Source organism: Yersinia vastinensis, assembly GCF_044905075.1.
In the GTDB taxonomy this organism is placed as follows: Bacteria; Pseudomonadota; Gammaproteobacteria; order Enterobacterales; family Enterobacteriaceae; genus Yersinia; species Yersinia vastinensis.
In genome coordinates, this window is the sequence record NZ_CP173260.1 from 2,684,935 (window position 1) to 2,700,162 (window position 15,228).

Below are 15,228 nucleotides of genomic sequence, written 5' to 3' on the forward strand. Positions count from 1 at the left end.
TCTACTCATGTCATTGACTCGTCATGAGAATAGCTTCTATTTTATTTTTTGTTTTTATTGGCAAAGTCTTGATAGTTATTTTTAGTGATTAACTGATAGGGGATCATTACGCTGCTTTCGACTTTTTGCCCTGACGCTAATTTAATTGCAGTATCTACCGCACCTTCTCCTTGCCTTTTCGCATCTTGGAAAATACTGACATTGAGATCGCCTTTCTTAATAAACTCAAGTGCATCAGGTGTACCATCAATACCCCCGATCACAACACCATTTTTCTTCGCTTGTTTTAAAGCAAGAATAGCGCCAATAGCCATTTCATCGTTATTGGATGCGATCGCATCGATTTGCTGCCCGGAAAGAATCCAATCCGTGGTGACATCAACAGCCTCTTTACGGAAGAATTTTGCTGTCTGTTTATCAATAATATGAATATTCGGATATTGTGCAGCGACTTTCTCAACACCTCTTGTTCTATCACGGGTCGCCTCACTTGATAGCTCTCCCATAAGGATCATGACATTACCTTTTTCACCCATCAGTTTTGCAAGTTCTTCCATTTGTAAGCGCCCTGCAAGTTCAGAATCAGAACCTACATAGGCCATACCTGACGGTAAAGTTATTTCCGGACGGCGATTCACAAAAACCAAAGGAATCTTGGCCTGTTCAGCCAATTTGATCATGGGTTTCACGCCTTGAGTATCAACTGGATTTAAAATAATGGCATCAACACCCTGACTAACAAAATTTTCGACCTGCTGAATTTGTTGAGCAATGTCTCCTTTTGCATCTTCAAATTGCCCAGAAACATTCCCCTCTTCTTTCATTTTATTTTGCATTGCCTGACGTAATATTGTCAGGAAGTTATCATCGAAGTGAGCCATGGAAACGCCAATTTTAAGGTCTTTAGCATAGGAGCCCAATGGCAGCATACAGATAGCGAGTGAGGTAATAAGGATTTTTTTCAGCTTCATGATCTATACCCTTCAATAGTGGAATGCATTAACTTATTGATACCTATTTATTGAAAATAATTTTTTCAAATACTTAACTAAATGCAATGAAAATGTGACTTTTTTATAGGTATCTCAGTGTGGTTTCCGTGAATGCACCCGCCCCACCCCCGGACCTTAAAGCATAAAATAATTACAAAACAGAAAGTTAAAAAATTAACTTTGGTTCTAACATCCTAAATCTCTTTTTAAACATTTATTTCATAAATAAGATTATTGAAATTTTTAACACCAAACAACCGAAATGTGCATTTTGTATCGGGCAAATAACAAAACTATGACAGGGATCTAACAAATGCTGATAATTTAAGCATGTGTATGTGACTAAGATCGTGGGTCGATAACAGAAAAGATCGCTTATATGCGATGTCATTTGAAGTGAAACACACAGAAAGAATATTATTGAGGAATGCCATAACTCTGCTCTATCTCTTGAAAACTATAGGCAGCGCTAGACATTCCTCTTGACCGGAAATTCATGTAAAAACATAGAGTTCAATATGTCATGACAAATTATAAGATGAGCTCATTCTCAACGCTCAGGGAATAAATCTACCCACAGCAAGCAACTGTCAGCAATCAACGGCTCCAATTGCCCAACTTTGATTGTGGGTAACCACCAGCACCCCTGTGAAGTTGTGAGTTCATGGGTTTCTGTATGACTGATCAACCACTTTCCCTTCACCACATAAACCAATCCGCCGTGAGATACCGGCAATTCTTGGGCTGAGCTCACAGACGTTACTGATGCCTGCCAGCAGCCTCGTCGAGTCATAATGTTAAAGTCTTGGCTACTACTCCCAAGTAAATGGGCATGAATAGGGGCATCACCAGGAAAGGCAAAGGGTTGCAATGGCTGTGAAAGTGTATGCGCTTCCCAAATTGGGCTAGAGAGCACAACCCCATCACCAGAAAGCAATGTAATAGAGCGGTCGATATCAGGAAATACAGAGAACGGGCCATCTTGTTCTATCGTCGCAATACTGGCCCGCCAGGCAAAATCATCCCCCCCTACCGGCCAACATGCAATTTCTCGGGTTTCGCCGCCACCATTTCGCCAACGACTCACTGGTAAGCTGGCAAAATCAAAAACGGTAAAGCTCATCAGACCTCCTGTTGACAGGCTTTCAGTACAGCCAGAAAATCCTGTGCAGTTTGCTGTTGAATGGGATGATATCTATCCACAATTACCGCTTTGCCCGCCACATAAACATCCCGAATTTGCGATTTATGCCCCGCAAATAGCCATCGATTCAACAAAGAAGCAGATTCTGTTCCCGCAATGTAAGGGTCATCACCATCTAAAACTAACCAATCAGCTCGATATCCCTCGGCCAATTGCCCAATATTACTGGCACAAGCTTGCTGTCCCCCAGCTAATGCCTGGCTATAAAGCAAATCTGCCACTGAAGAATGCTTTTCATTAGTGAGACGGTTGCGGCGTTGATCTCGTAGCCGCTGCCCATACTCCAACCAACGCAACTCCTCTACAACATCTAGAGAAACATGACTATCAGAACCAATTCCCCACCGCCCTTGGCGTTGAACATAATCTACCGCAGGAAAGATGCCATCCCCCAAATTAGCTTCTGTTGTCGGGCATAGCCCTGCAACAGCCTGACTCTGAGCCAAACGTACAAGCTCAGACTCATCCAAATGAGTGGCATGAATCAAACACCAGCGGCTATCAACAGGCAGATTATCGTATAACCAAGTCACTGGCCGCTGCCCACTCCAAGCAAGGCAATCATTTACTTCTTTTTGCTGTTCAGCAATATGAATATGTACAGGTAAATGTTTATCTGACACATGTAAAACGTCCTGCATTTGGCTTAATTCTACGGCACGTAGAGAATGGAAACATAGCCCATGATTTTGTAACGGTTGATTCGCCAGTTGTTGCTGAATCACTTGCTGCTGCTTGAGATAGCTTTCTGTATTTTGTATAAAACGGCGTTGACCTTGCTGAGCCGGCTGAGCACCAAACCCAGCATAACTGTATAACACCGGTAATAGAGTCATCCCTATTCCGGCATCTTGTGCAGCTTGACTTAGCTGTGATGTCATTTCTCCAGGATTACCGTAGGGGATGCCGTCAGGGCCATGATGCAAGTAATGAAACTCTGCGACTTGGGTATAACCTCCTTTCAGCATCTCAATATATAGCTGGCGAGCAATCACGCCGACCTGCTCTGGTGTTAATTGCTGCACCAATCGATACATCAGATCTCGCCAGGTCCAAAAACTGTCTTGCGGATTACCTGCCACCTCAGCTAATCCAGACATCATGCGCTGAAAAGCATGAGAGTGCAGATTCGGCATTCCTGGGACTATCGGCCCCGATAGAACCTGACAATCTGCACCACCATTGCCAGTAGTGATCTTCTGTATGATCCCCTGTTCATCGACAGTAATCTGTACGTCAGCCGCCCATCCATTAGGTAAGAAAGCGCGTTTGGTAAAATAAACTGGCATAGCGATATCCCAATATTTTGTAAAGAGTCAAACGCGCTGAACAGCAGCTGCGTCAATTAATTAAATCACTTACTTGTATATACATATACACTGGCTAAATTCAACCGTAGACTTACCCTATAAATCTTCTTATTTGACGAGGTTAACGCCGTGGCGGAACAACCAACGGTTCTACAATTAAGTGCCGCAATGGACGATATTCCTGCGCCAATTTACCAGCGGGTGAAGTTGGCCATCATCCGCCAGATCAAAACTGGAATCTGGCAACCACATCAACGAGTCCCGTCAGAAAGTGAGCTTGTTGCCGAGTTAGGTGTCAGTCGCATGACTATCAACCGGGCGCTACGTGAACTCACTAATGAAGGTTTTCTCATTCGCATGCAAGGTGTGGGCACCTTTGTTGCAGAGGCAAAGGCGCACAGTGCCTTACTCGAAGTCCATAATATTGCTGATGAAATAACCTCGCGGGGTCATCGCCACAGCAGTAAAATTCTGCAACTAGAGGCACGCCCAGCAAGCGCAGAAGAAGCCGTTGCTTTAGGTTTGCAACCCGGGCAACAGCTGTTCTATTCACAAATAGTTCATTATGAAAATGACATCCCCATCCAAGTTGAAAATCGTTGTGTCAATCCAAGTACTGCACCCGATTATATGAAGCAGGATTTCAATCAAATCACCCCTTACAGCTATCTCACCCAAGCCGCCCCACTGACTGAAGGTGAGCATATTGTTGAAGCCGTGATACCAACTCTGATTGAGCGCCAGTTGTTGCAATTAAGTGAATACGAACCCTGCCTATTGATCCGCCGTAGAACTTGGTATGGAAAAGCTATTGTCACAGCTGCTCAACTGCTCTATCCGGGTGCTCGCTACCAACTCTATGGTCGTTTTACCGCACAAGGTACCGTGTCGTCCTGAACAATTTTATTTCTCTGCAAGAACTGCGAAGTGTTACGCAATTGTTTAAATCCCTATCTTGCCGATAGTGAATTTATGCGCTAGGTTGTCCATAATTGTATATACAACTTATTGCTGTACATTCTAAGGGGGTCAGATGGTGTCAACAATTCACTGTGACAGTCTGTGGTATGGTGCCGACATCGTGACCATGCGCGGCGGGAAGTATCACCTGATACCGCAGGGAGTCATGGCGGTTACTGACGGCAAAATAGTCTGGATTGGGCCGTATAATGAGTTACCGTCAATCTGCGCTTCACGTGAGGTCATCTATCAAGGTGGCCTGATTACCCCCGGATTCATTGATTGCCATACCCATTTGGTTTTTGGTGGTGATCGCAGCGCTGAATTCGAACAGCGCCTCAATGGCGTGAGCTATGCTGAGATTGCAGCCAATGGTGGAGGCATTGTGTCAACAGTCAAAGCGACACGTGACACCAGCGAACAACAATTGTTGGAACAAGCCTTGTTTCGCCTAAAACCACTACTCGCCGAAGGCGTTACCTGTATTGAAATTAAATCCGGTTACGGCCTCAGTCTTGAAAGTGAAATAAAAATGCTGCGTGTTGCTCGCAAGTTAGGCGAGTTATTGCCCATTACCGTAAAAACAACCTGTCTGGCGGCACATGCTCTCCCTCCTGAATATGCAGGTCGAGCTGATGACTATATCGATTATGTGTGCAATACGATTATTCCACAGGTTGCCGAGGAAGGATTGGCCGACGCTGTTGATGCATTTTGCGAACATCTGGCATTCTCTCCCGCGCAAGTTGAGCGCGTATTTTTAGCTGCACGTCTTGCCGGCTTGCCTATCAAATTACATGCTGAACAACTTTCTTCTCTCCATGGCAGTACTCTGGCGGCCAAATATAGCGCCATGTCTGCTGATCATCTTGAATATGCAACCGAGTCAGATATTCAGGCGATGGGAAACGCCGGCACTACCGCGGTATTACTACCGGGAGCCTATTATTTATTGCGGGAAACACAATGTCCGCCCATTGAACTCTTTCGCCAATATAACGTCCCCATGGCATTAGCCAGTGATGCTAATCCCGGAACATCGCCCACGCTTTCTTTGCGTTTAATGCTCAATATGGCGTGTACATTATTCCGGATGACACCTGAAGAAGCATTGGCGGGAGTCACTTGTCATGCAGCTCAAGCTTTAGGACTGCATGATTCTCAGGGCACACTTGAAACTGGCAAATTGGCTAACTGGATTCATTGGCCATTATCTCGCCCTGCCGAATTGGCTTATTGGCTCGGTGGTCAATTACCTGTTTCTGTTGTTTTTCAAGGAGACGTTCGCCAATGAATTTCACTGACCCTTTGAGTTTCCATGCAGGTAAACTACCTTTATTGATCAGTATTCCACATGCAGGAACCCGGTTGACCCCTACCGTTGAAGCAGGTCTAACAGATGCGGCCCGTTCCCTATGTGATACCGATTGGCATATTCCTCGCCTCTATGACTTTGCCCAGCACATTGGAGCAAGTATGGTGATTGGCCATTACTCTCGTCTGGTGGTCGACCTAAACCGCCCTGAGGATAACCAGCCACTTTACACGACTGCAACTACCGGTTTATTCCCAGAAACACTGTTTGATGGACAACCTTGTTTTATGCCGGGCAAAACACCGCCACCGCAGGAGCGGCAATCCTATTTGCAATACATCTGGCGTCCTTATCATCAGCAACTTCAATTAGAGTTAGCTAGGATTAAAGCTGACTTTGGTTATGCGCTATTGTTAGATGCGCACTCAATTGCATCGGTTATCCCACGATTATTTGACGGGCAACTACCTGATTTGAATTTTGGTACCAACAGTGGTGCCAGTTGCTCGGCATCATTAAGTGAGCAACTGATTGAGTGCTGCGAGAATCAATCAACATTTAGCCATGTGTTAAATGGTCGTTTTAAGGGCGGTTATATAACGCGAGCGTACGGCCAACCACAAAACCATCAACATGCAGTGCAGCTTGAATTAGCGCAATTAAACTACATGTCTGAGACTCAACCCTATTCTTATTTGCCTGAGCGTGCTACGCATTTACAACAATTACTCCATAAGATAATCAATACCATGTTGAAATGGGGTGAAGAACAATACTCACAATAATATGCGACGCGTCCCTCACCGTTAGCATTATGAATAGTATGAAATACAAAAAGGCGGGGTTATCCCCGCCTTTTTCAATTCACCTAATTCCGACACAGAAAAGGGTAATATTTAATGCTTACATCAACTTAGAAACGATAAGTCAAGTTAACTGCAACAGTATCATCTGTACCCAGACCCAATGGGTTGTTGTCTTCATCCAGCAAGTTAATCTGGTAGTCAACATAGGCAAACATGTTTTTGTTGATGTAGTAAGTTACACCAACTTCTGCATATTTCAGCAGGTCTGCATCCCCCACCACGGCCAAGTCTTTACCTTTAGACTGAACATAAGCGATTGACGGGCGCAGACCATTTTCGAATTGATACTGAGCAACCAATTCTACGTTCTGGGTTTTGTTGGCAATCAGCGCTTTATAAGGGGTCATGTTCAGCGTTTCACCATACATCGCTGCCAGATAAACTTGGTTTGCATCATATTTCAATGCAGTAGCCCAAGCCTGAGCTTTATCACCGGTAGCACTGTTAGCCAGTGTTTTCTGACCTAAGGTACGGTTGGAAGAAGAGAATGCGGCAACGAAACCAACACCACTACCTTCGATATCTTGATAATCAACAGACAAACCGAAACCGTCGCCGTTGGCTTTCTGAATTGCACGCCCATTATCAGCAGCGTCACCCTCGTCGTTACGGCCTTGATACTGAGCGGCAACGTTCAGACCTTTCACTAAACCGAAGAAATCAGAGTTACGGTAAGTTGCCAAACCGGTTGAACGACCAGTCATGTAGTTATCGGTATAAGCGATTGAATCGCCACCGAACTCTGGCAACATATCGGTATAAGCCAGCGCATCGTAAACTACGCCATAGTTACGGCCATAATCAAAAGAGCCAAATTCAGCAAATTTCAAACCTGCAAAACCCAGACGCGTTTTATTGCCTTTGTCGCCCTGAGATTCAGCGTTTTTTGCTGCAACGTTATATTCCCACTGACCAAAACCGGTCAGTTGGCTATTGATTTGAGTTTCACCTTTAAAACCAAAACGCACATAAGTGTCATCGGCATTATTATGGTTTGAGAAAAGGTATTTAGCGGCTACGCGACCATACAGGTCCAACTTATTGCCGTCTTTATTATAAATCTCTGCTGCGTTTGAAAGAGCTGGAACCATACTCAAGGCGACCGCTAAGGCCAGCACACTGCGCTTCATCATTATTTTTCCTTTAAATTTTAATAAAATTAACCCGCGGACTAAATTAATTATTTAGCCTCATAAAAGTTAACTTTTAATTTTTTATAATTACCTGTCTTTGTAAAGCGAGTAGACATTATCACTAAGCACGAAAAGTTAAAACGGTAAAATTGAAGATATATAGGTATAAATAGGTAATCAATTGTAACAAAATGTTTTTTACGGAACTATTCATAACCCTTTGATTAAATGAATTTTTAAGTAATTACATATAACCAAAACAGTGCAATAGCACCAAATCAGTGCAAAGTCATTTCAATTTGTTTCTTTTTTGTTCTGTTGGATGATTAGATTTGTAAAATGCAGCTGATATCACAAATCCAATGCGTTTTTTATATATCCAAAGTAATTAATTGACTATTTAAAATACAAACACCATAGAGATGGATGTCACATTTGGTGCAATGATAAAAACAAAGCATCAATGTCATTAATAGGTTTATAAAAAGTAAGTCTTTAGTGCTTGAGGAATTAGATGGATTTAAATCAACGATGTGTGATTTATAAAAAACTCAATAAGATAATCTTTAATCTTAAGAAGAAAAAATGAGCTATTATGGTGAGTAGCTCATTTTTTGTTTGTAAAATACGATATATAACTTCAAATTTAACTTAAGTAGAATTTTCTTTAGTTATATTAACTAAGGTAACTATCAGTGGGTGTATTCGTCATATCATCTTACTTATGATTTTGGCAGTTCACTTCCGTCCATTTGCACCAACATGATCCCAGCTCGTAATCCTAAAGCAACTCGCGGGTTGGGAAATAAAATCCACTCGTATTCATGTTCAACCCGATAAACCTCACTCAGTTGTTCCGCCATTAATGTACCTTGCTTAAAGCGGGTAAAGTTCACCGTATCATCTGATACCCACAATTTAAAATCTGGATGTTTTTTGAGTAGCGATTTCACAACACGATAAAATTTCATTGAGCCAGAAGTCCGCTCTGGCAGTTGTCCACCACAGGCAACAGCACGTAACCCTGCGATTATCATGCTAAATTGCTCAAGTTGATTTTTACCAAAAGGCAGCGCTTTACCCAGCTCCAAGGTACAGCTCGCTGCCTGGCAATGCTCGCTACTGAAATGAGCAAATGTCCCCCCCGCCGAGGTGTGCATAACCAATGCATCCAATTCAATATCCTGTAGCCAACGTAACATGGTCGATGAGTAGGGTGTTGGTTGATAAGGAAGCAACCCAAAACGGGTATGGTGAGAGGCGCGAATTGCCGTATGTAAATCATAATGCAACCGGGTTGAATGAGGGTCTGCGGCAAAAAACTCAATTACCTTTTGCTCAAGAGTTTCGGCTCGTCGCGTTTCGTCACAAGGTGGGTAATTCTGATGACGCCCACCAAACATACGATTGATATCAGCAGTGAGATAGCGCTCCCCCACTTTTATTGCTGGCGGATTCCCTAATATCACCAATAGACGTATTGCTAACAATAATTTTCCAGTTAACAAATCTGATACCAATTGGTTGAGAATCTCAATCGGCGCGGTTTCATTTCCATGGATACCCGCCGATAGCACCACCGACTGCGTGTGACCACGACGAGGCGTGAGCATGAATACTCCGTCCTCGATCCATTGCCATTCAAGGTTTGCCGTTTCACCACCGGTAACTGGCGGTGGATGACCCGATAAGGTGACCGACAGGAAATCTAGCATCATCATCCTTTCCCAAATATTTGTGCGGTGCAGGCCGCTGAATGACAGTTCTTGCGGTTAGCAACGCTGAAACGGATATATCGAACCGAGGTTGAGTATTCTTGTCAGTTCATCCAATGCTTGCCGCCCTTCCTGCAAGAGCTGCGGATCAGCTAAATCCTTAAACTGCAAGTGGTCACGATAATGCTGATCGACCCAATTATTTAGCGTTACAAACAACGCTGACGTCATCATAACCCGGCTATTAACCGCCTGTAGTTCCGTGTCACTTAGTGCAACACGCAATCGCAGGCAGGCAGGCCCACCACCATTGCGCATACTTTCACGCAAATCGAATACCCTGACTTCATCAATCGGCCCGCCACTGTTTATTAATTCAGACAGATATCGCCATACTGCGGGGCTTTCTTGCGATTCTTGTGGAATAACCAATAACATTTTGCCATTCGGTTTGCTCAGCAACTGACTGTTAAATAAATAAGTTGAGACCGACTCTGCAACTGACACTTGAGCAGCAGGCACTTCAATCGTGATCAATTGTTGCTCAATACTCGCCATCTTATGGCGAATATCGTCCATAACCTGAATATCGGGTACAAATGCATGTTGATGATGGAACAGCACATTTTTATTGCTGACAGCGATAACATCATTGTGGAATACGCCTTGATCGATCACCGCCGGATTCTGTTGTACAAAAACCGTCTGCTCAGGCTTTAGCAGGTGTAAACGTGCAACCGCTTCACTGGCTTCCAATGTCTGGCGGGCTGGATACCGGCTAGGTGTCGCCCCACTTTCTAACCCTTTGCGGCCAAAAACAAAGAGTTGAATTGCCGGTTGGTCATACTCCCCGCCCAAACGGTTATGATTTGCAGCCCCCTCATCACCAAACAGTTCGACACCCGGCAATGCTTCGTGATGAACAAAATGGCGATGGTTATTGAAAATACCTTTTAATATCTCGGCGGTAGTATCAACTTCTATGGCCCGATGAAACTTATTATTTAAATTGGCAACAGTGAAATGGACACGACTATCCGCACTGTCGGCAGAGGGCGAAACAGTGGCTGCATTGGCAGTCCACATGGATGATGCGGAGCTTACCGCAGACAATAAACGAGGAGATTTGCGCGCAACCTCACTTAATACCTGCTCATCTGAACCACTAAAACCGAGCTGGCGCAAAACATTTATTGCTGGCCGCTCTTGTGGCGGCAGCACCCCTTGTCGGTAACCTAAATCAGCCAAGGCTTTCATTTTCAGTAAACCCTGCTTTGCTGCCAACCGGGGATTGGAAATGTTGTTTTGATATTTGGCTGAGGCTTCATTGCCAAAAGACAAGCCAGCATAGTGATGTGTCAGCCCGACCAATCCATCAAAGTTAACTTCATATCCTGCCATCGTGTTCTCCGTGATGGGTCTATTGGCTATCGGGGAGATCAAAAGAAATGCCCGGCGATAAGGTTGCAGGCAGTGTCAGACTCTCGCTTTCCAATGAGGCCATTGGCCAAGCGCAATAATCTGCAGCATAGAATGCACTTGGCCGGTGATTACCTGAGGCTCCAACCCCGCCAAACGGCGCGGCACTAGAAGCTCCGGTGAGAGGTTTATTCCAGTTAACAATGCCGGCGCGAGCCTCTAGCAGCAGTTGATCAAATTGGTCGCGGTCTTCTGAAACCAATCCGATAGCTAAACCAAATCGAGTCTGGTTAGCAATTTGTAGCGCCTGGTTGAAGTCGGTATAGCGAATGACACTCACCAGTGGCCCGAAATATTCCTCATCGGGAACACCGCTGACGCCGGTAATCTCAATGATGCCTGGAGTCAAAACAGCACTTTGACTATCAGGCCGAGTCATGGTCAATAATGGCTTGCCCCCAAGCTCGATTAAATGTTGCTGCGCTGCCAACATTTTTTCCGCTGCCGGAGATGAAATCACCGCGCCCATAAAGGGGGCTGGTTGCATATCCCAAGGACCAATACGCAATGCTTTAGCCACCGCAATAAATCGCCGTAAGAAGGCGTCGCCTTCCGCGCCCATCTTGACCAATAGGCGGCGTGAACAAGTACAGCGCTGACCGGCAGAGATAAACGCTGACTGGATCGCAAGGTTCACGACAGCATCACAGTCTGTTATCTGCTCCACAATCAATGCATTATTACCGCCCATTTCCAACGCCAGAATTTTTTCTGGCTGGCCTGCTAATTGGCGATGTAAGTGATAACCGGTATTGGCGCTGCCGGTGAACAGCAAACCATCAATATCAGGTTGAGCGGCCAGAGCTTCTCCGGTCTCACGCCCACCTTGCACTAAGTTAATAACCCCATCAGGAAGACCGGCTAATTGCCATAATTTAACGGTTTCTTCTGCGGTCAGCGGGGTAAGTTCACTGGGTTTGAACACCACGGTATTACCGGCTAACAGAGCAGGAACAATATGCCCATTGGGTAAATGTCCAGGGAAATTGTAAGGACCAAATACTGCTAACACACCATGTGGTCGATGGCGTAATACTGACATACCATCCGCCATCGCGGTTTGGCTGGTCCCTGTTCGAACTTGATAGGCCTGCAATGAGATAGCCACTTTTCCAATCATTGCCTGCACTTCCGTCAACGTTTCCCAGTGCGGCTTGCTGGTTTCGAGACTAATTGTGCGTGCCAATTGCTGCTTGTGCTTTTCAAGTAAAGTCGCAAACTTTTGAACTAGCGCTACGCGCTGTTCCAGTGGCGTGCGCGCCCATGCAGAGAACGCATCTCTGGCCGCTTGGCAGGCAGTGGCAACATCGGCGCTGTCTGCCGCTCGCGCTTGCCATAATAATGTTTGGTTTATAGGGTCATGTTTATCAAAATGAGCACCTTTGCCAGTGCGCCATTCCCCCTGAATAAAGAGTGCAGGATGGGTCATTTTCTTGTCTCCGGAGCAAAAAGGCTGACTATGCGAACCGAATCACCGGCAACGACACCCAGTGCAGCAGCATTTTCCGTGGTTAAATGCAGTAATTCGTCTGATAGGTGAGTGTTAATCAATATTGAGCGGAAATATTGATAACTGTCATTAGCCACTAAATAAGCCGTGCCACTTGGGTCTATATCGATATCATCAATGACCACGGTTCGCTTGCTGCTGTCGCGCACCGCCCGAACTTCATCGGTGTTGGCTTCCAATGTTGGCCCACCGTCAAAAATATCCACATACCCCTGATATTGTAGGCCTTCCGTTTCCAGCACCGCTCGTGCAGGTGCGGTATGGGGATGAACTTGACCTATCACAGCACGGGCTTCTTCCGCCAGGAAATCAACATACAGCGGGTGCTTGGGCATCAATTCAGCAATAAAAGCTTTTTGACCCGTGCCACTGAGGTAATCTGCTTTGGCAAACTCAATGGAGAAGAAGTGACGGCCAACATTTTCCCAAAATGGAGAGCGGCCTTGCTCATCCGTGTAACCTCGCATCTCGGCAATCACTTTGCGTGAGAAATACTGGCGAAATGCCGCAATAAATAGGAATCGGACTTTTGATAAGAAAGGACCGTTTTTATCCTTACGATATTCAGGATCAAGAAACAGTGTGCAAAGTTCGCTATAACCGGTGTGATCATTACTTAGAAATAAGGTCGGTACTGATTTGTACACATTGAGCGTTTTGGAGGCATGCACCAATGTCCCGACACGAAAATTATACCAAGGGTCATTCATCCCCACCGCCACTTCAATGGCACTGACGCCAACCACCTTTTCTCGTTCGCTGTCTTCCAATACGAACAGATAACCCTGTTCACCCGTCGCTAAAGAACCTTGCCAAGTATTTAACGCGCGCTCAATCCTAGCCGCCAAATGGGGCTCATTTTGTGGCAGTGAGGTCATGCCAACGCCAGTTTTTCCAGCCAACTCCAGAATATCAGCTAAATCACGGCGCTCTACCGGGCGAATGATCATCATATTCAAGGTCCCTTGCTTACTGCATAAATGTTACGGCTTAGTCTTACGACAGACCTGCTCAATACCTATGGCAAGTCGGGCCAAGCCCTCGTTAATATCGCCCTGAGAGATAATCAGTGACGGAGCAAAACGCACCACATCTGGCCCGGCTATCAAGGCAATCAACCCGTGTTGAGCGGCAGCCTGAATAATGTCTTTTGACTTACCGGCATAATCGCTGTTGAGCACACAACCAATGAGCAACCCCCGCCCACGTATTTCTTCAAATACCTTGTACCGCGCATTGATTTCAGCCAGCCCATCCAAGAACCACTGATGCCTTTCTTTAACTCCGTGCAGTACTTCAGGGGTATTAATAAGGGAAAGAACAGTTCCAGCGACAGCGCACGCTAGTGGGTTGCCGCCGTAAGTCGTGCCATGGCTGCCAACATTCAGTGCACTGGCATATTTTGTTGTCGTCAGCATTGCCGCAATAGGGAACCCACCACCGAGTGCTTTAGCGCTGGTCAATACATCCGGAGTGACGCCATAGTGCATGTAAGCGTACAGTTCTCCGGTACGACCTACACCCGTTTGCACTTCATCAAAAATCAGTAAGGCATTGTGCTGATCACACAACATCCGCAAACTGTGCAGAAACTCTTTATCTGCGGGTAACACACCGCCTTCACCCTGAATTGGCTCGACAATCACTGCGCAGGTTTGGTCTGTAATCAGAGCTGCCGCGGAGGCTAAATCATTAAAAATACCGTGGCTGATACCGCCCGGTAATGGCGCGAAATCTTGCGAGTATTTAGGCTGCCCCCCTGCCGAGACGGTAAACAATGTCCGGCCATGAAATGCATTTCTGAATGCAACAATCTGGTTCTTCTCACCCTGCTGACCCGGTTTGTTGGCAAAATTATCCAATGCATATTTGCGTGCCAGTTTCAGCGCTGCCTCATTGGCCTCAGCACCTGAGTTACAGAAAAACACTTTCTCGGCGAAAGTGGCGTCAATCAGTTGTTTTGCCAAGCGCAATACTGGCTCGTTGGTATAGCCATTCCCCAGATGCCACACTTTGTCGGCTTGCTCAATCAATGCAGCTTTGACCGCCGGATGCCCATGCCCCAGAGCATTGACCGCAATGCCACCGGCAAAATCGATATAAGATTTGCCCTGCTGATCCCACAGCGTCGCACCTTCACCGCGCACCACGATAAAATCTGCCGGAGCATAGGTTGGGACGATCCATTCATCAAAAGACTGTCGGGTAACCGGGATTGGCTGTTCCATATTGGCCTCTTTAATCAGCGTAAATATTGGGTTGAGAGAAAGGTTGTCGGGATTATCGTCCTCACCAACAAAAATCTCGTACTCTGTTAACAATGAAGAATGAAATATATTCACCTGATATAAAGTGTACAGCAGCTTTCGTGCCACACCAGCCACTATGTGAATAGAATGTATTAATTCCATTAAAACAATAATTTAAATTGCATAATTATGCACATGGCTAGCATTCATACTGAATTTAAGCGGTTACACTGCCCAATCCAGTAGATTTTCTCGATATTATATGCAATTGAGGCCAATTTTGATTTTTGCTCTATCAGATCACACTTTAGCAACACAAAAATAACAATAGAGTTTTATCATGCCCTATAAATGAGCAGTGAACGCATCAATTAAGTGCATTTCTGCTGTGGGGAATGTGGCGTTGCAAAATGAAATAAGGTTGTTTATGCATAACGCAAACAGAAAGAAATCGAGGGTATCAACAGAAGATTATGCTGGCATTAACGCCATTTC

The 15,228-nt window shown here is 45.3% G+C and carries 12 protein-coding genes; 3 read left to right on the forward strand and 9 right to left on the reverse strand.

Features of this window, described 5'->3' with window-relative positions:
• Positions 1–41: 41 nt before the first annotated feature.
• From ACIOG0_RS12540 to ACIOG0_RS12550, 3 genes are all read right to left on the reverse strand, one after another.
• A complete protein-coding gene (locus ACIOG0_RS12540) occupies positions 42–971 on the reverse strand; it encodes a sugar ABC transporter substrate-binding protein (protein ID WP_128450997.1) in 930 nt (309 codons plus the stop codon).
• 571 nt (positions 972–1,542) lie between these two features.
• A complete protein-coding gene (locus tag ACIOG0_RS12545) occupies positions 1,543–2,115 on the reverse strand; it encodes a HutD family protein (protein ID WP_128450998.1) in 573 nt (190 codons plus the stop codon).
• Positions 2,115–3,485 (reverse strand): formimidoylglutamate deiminase, encoded by a 1,371-nt coding sequence (locus ACIOG0_RS12550; protein WP_050296326.1) that lies wholly within the window; start codon positions 3,483–3,485, stop codon positions 2,115–2,117. Before ACIOG0_RS12550 ends, ACIOG0_RS12545 begins: the two co-directional genes overlap by 1 nt.
• A 150-nt stretch (positions 3,486–3,635) precedes the next feature.
• Here ACIOG0_RS12550 and hutC point away from each other — a divergent pair, with 150 nt between their 5' ends.
• The 3 genes from hutC to hutG all read left to right on the forward strand — a co-directional run bounded on the left by hutC (position 3,636) and on the right by hutG (position 6,566).
• Positions 3,636–4,403 (forward strand): histidine utilization repressor, encoded by a 768-nt coding sequence (gene hutC, locus ACIOG0_RS12555; RefSeq protein WP_050098242.1) that lies wholly within the window; start codon positions 3,636–3,638, stop codon positions 4,401–4,403.
• 136 nt (positions 4,404–4,539) lie between these two features.
• Positions 4,540–5,760 carry an imidazolonepropionase gene (hutI, locus tag ACIOG0_RS12560; protein ID WP_128450999.1) on the forward strand — a complete coding sequence of 407 codons (1,221 nt, stop codon included), beginning with the start codon at positions 4,540–4,542 and terminating at the stop codon, positions 5,758–5,760.
• Positions 5,757–6,566, forward strand: coding sequence for an N-formylglutamate deformylase (gene hutG, locus ACIOG0_RS12565; RefSeq protein ID WP_128451000.1), 810 nt, complete (start codon positions 5,757–5,759; stop codon positions 6,564–6,566). The genes hutI and hutG overlap by 4 nt, the downstream gene beginning before the upstream one ends.
• Before the next feature lie 128 nt (positions 6,567–6,694).
• Here the strand turns inward: hutG and ACIOG0_RS12570 are convergent, their stop codons facing one another.
• The 6 genes from ACIOG0_RS12570 to ACIOG0_RS12595 form a co-directional block, all read right to left on the reverse strand.
• Complete coding sequence (locus ACIOG0_RS12570; protein ID WP_050098245.1) at positions 6,695–7,780, reverse strand: porin; 1,086 nt, start codon at positions 7,778–7,780, stop codon at positions 6,695–6,697.
• Between the two features lie 722 nt (positions 7,781–8,502).
• On the reverse strand, positions 8,503–9,495 hold the full coding sequence (gene astE, locus ACIOG0_RS12575; RefSeq protein WP_050098246.1) for a succinylglutamate desuccinylase: 993 nt from the start codon (positions 9,493–9,495) through the stop codon (positions 8,503–8,505).
• 57 nt (positions 9,496–9,552) lie between these two features.
• Positions 9,553–10,896 (reverse strand): N-succinylarginine dihydrolase, encoded by a 1,344-nt coding sequence (astB, locus tag ACIOG0_RS12580; RefSeq protein ID WP_128451002.1) that lies wholly within the window; start codon positions 10,894–10,896, stop codon positions 9,553–9,555.
• Positions 10,897–10,915: 19 nt separating this feature from the next.
• The gene (gene astD / locus ACIOG0_RS12585; protein WP_050098248.1) at positions 10,916–12,403 is read right to left on the reverse strand and encodes a succinylglutamate-semialdehyde dehydrogenase; all 1,488 of its coding nucleotides are present in this window, start codon (positions 12,401–12,403) and stop codon (positions 10,916–10,918) included.
• A complete protein-coding gene (gene astA, locus ACIOG0_RS12590) occupies positions 12,400–13,437 on the reverse strand; it encodes an arginine N-succinyltransferase (protein ID WP_087770294.1) in 1,038 nt (345 codons plus the stop codon). Before astA ends, astD begins: the two co-directional genes overlap by 4 nt.
• 30 nt (positions 13,438–13,467) lie before the next feature.
• Positions 13,468–14,712, reverse strand: coding sequence for an aspartate aminotransferase family protein (locus tag ACIOG0_RS12595; protein ID WP_128451003.1), 1,245 nt, complete (start codon positions 14,710–14,712; stop codon positions 13,468–13,470).
• Positions 14,713–15,228: the final 516 nt, after the last annotated feature.

Coding starts and splice junctions, on each gene's coding strand:
- ACIOG0_RS12540 (WP_128450997.1), bottom strand. CDS start 971: ATGAAGCTGAAAAAAATCCTTATTACCTCACTCGCTATCTGTATGCTG.
- ACIOG0_RS12545 (WP_128450998.1), bottom strand. CDS start 2,115: ATGAGCTTTACCGTTTTTGATTTTGCCAGCTTACCAGTGAGTCGTTGG.
- ACIOG0_RS12550 (WP_050296326.1), bottom strand. CDS start 3,485: ATGCCAGTTTATTTTACCAAACGCGCTTTCTTACCTAATGGATGGGCG.
- hutI (WP_128450999.1), top strand. CDS start 4,540: ATGGTGTCAACAATTCACTGTGACAGTCTGTGGTATGGTGCCGACATC.
- hutG (WP_128451000.1), top strand. CDS start 5,757: ATGAATTTCACTGACCCTTTGAGTTTCCATGCAGGTAAACTACCTTTA.
- ACIOG0_RS12570 (WP_050098245.1), bottom strand. CDS start 7,780: ATGATGAAGCGCAGTGTGCTGGCCTTAGCGGTCGCCTTGAGTATGGTT.
- astE (WP_050098246.1), bottom strand. CDS start 9,495: ATGCTAGATTTCCTGTCGGTCACCTTATCGGGTCATCCACCGCCAGTT.
- astB (WP_128451002.1), bottom strand. CDS start 10,896: ATGGCAGGATATGAAGTTAACTTTGATGGATTGGTCGGGCTGACACAT.
- astD (WP_050098248.1), bottom strand. CDS start 12,403: ATGACCCATCCTGCACTCTTTATTCAGGGGGAATGGCGCACTGGCAAA.
- astA (WP_087770294.1), bottom strand. CDS start 13,437: ATGATGATCATTCGCCCGGTAGAGCGCCGTGATTTAGCTGATATTCTG.
- ACIOG0_RS12595 (WP_128451003.1), bottom strand. CDS start 14,712: ATGGAACAGCCAATCCCGGTTACCCGACAGTCTTTTGATGAATGGATC.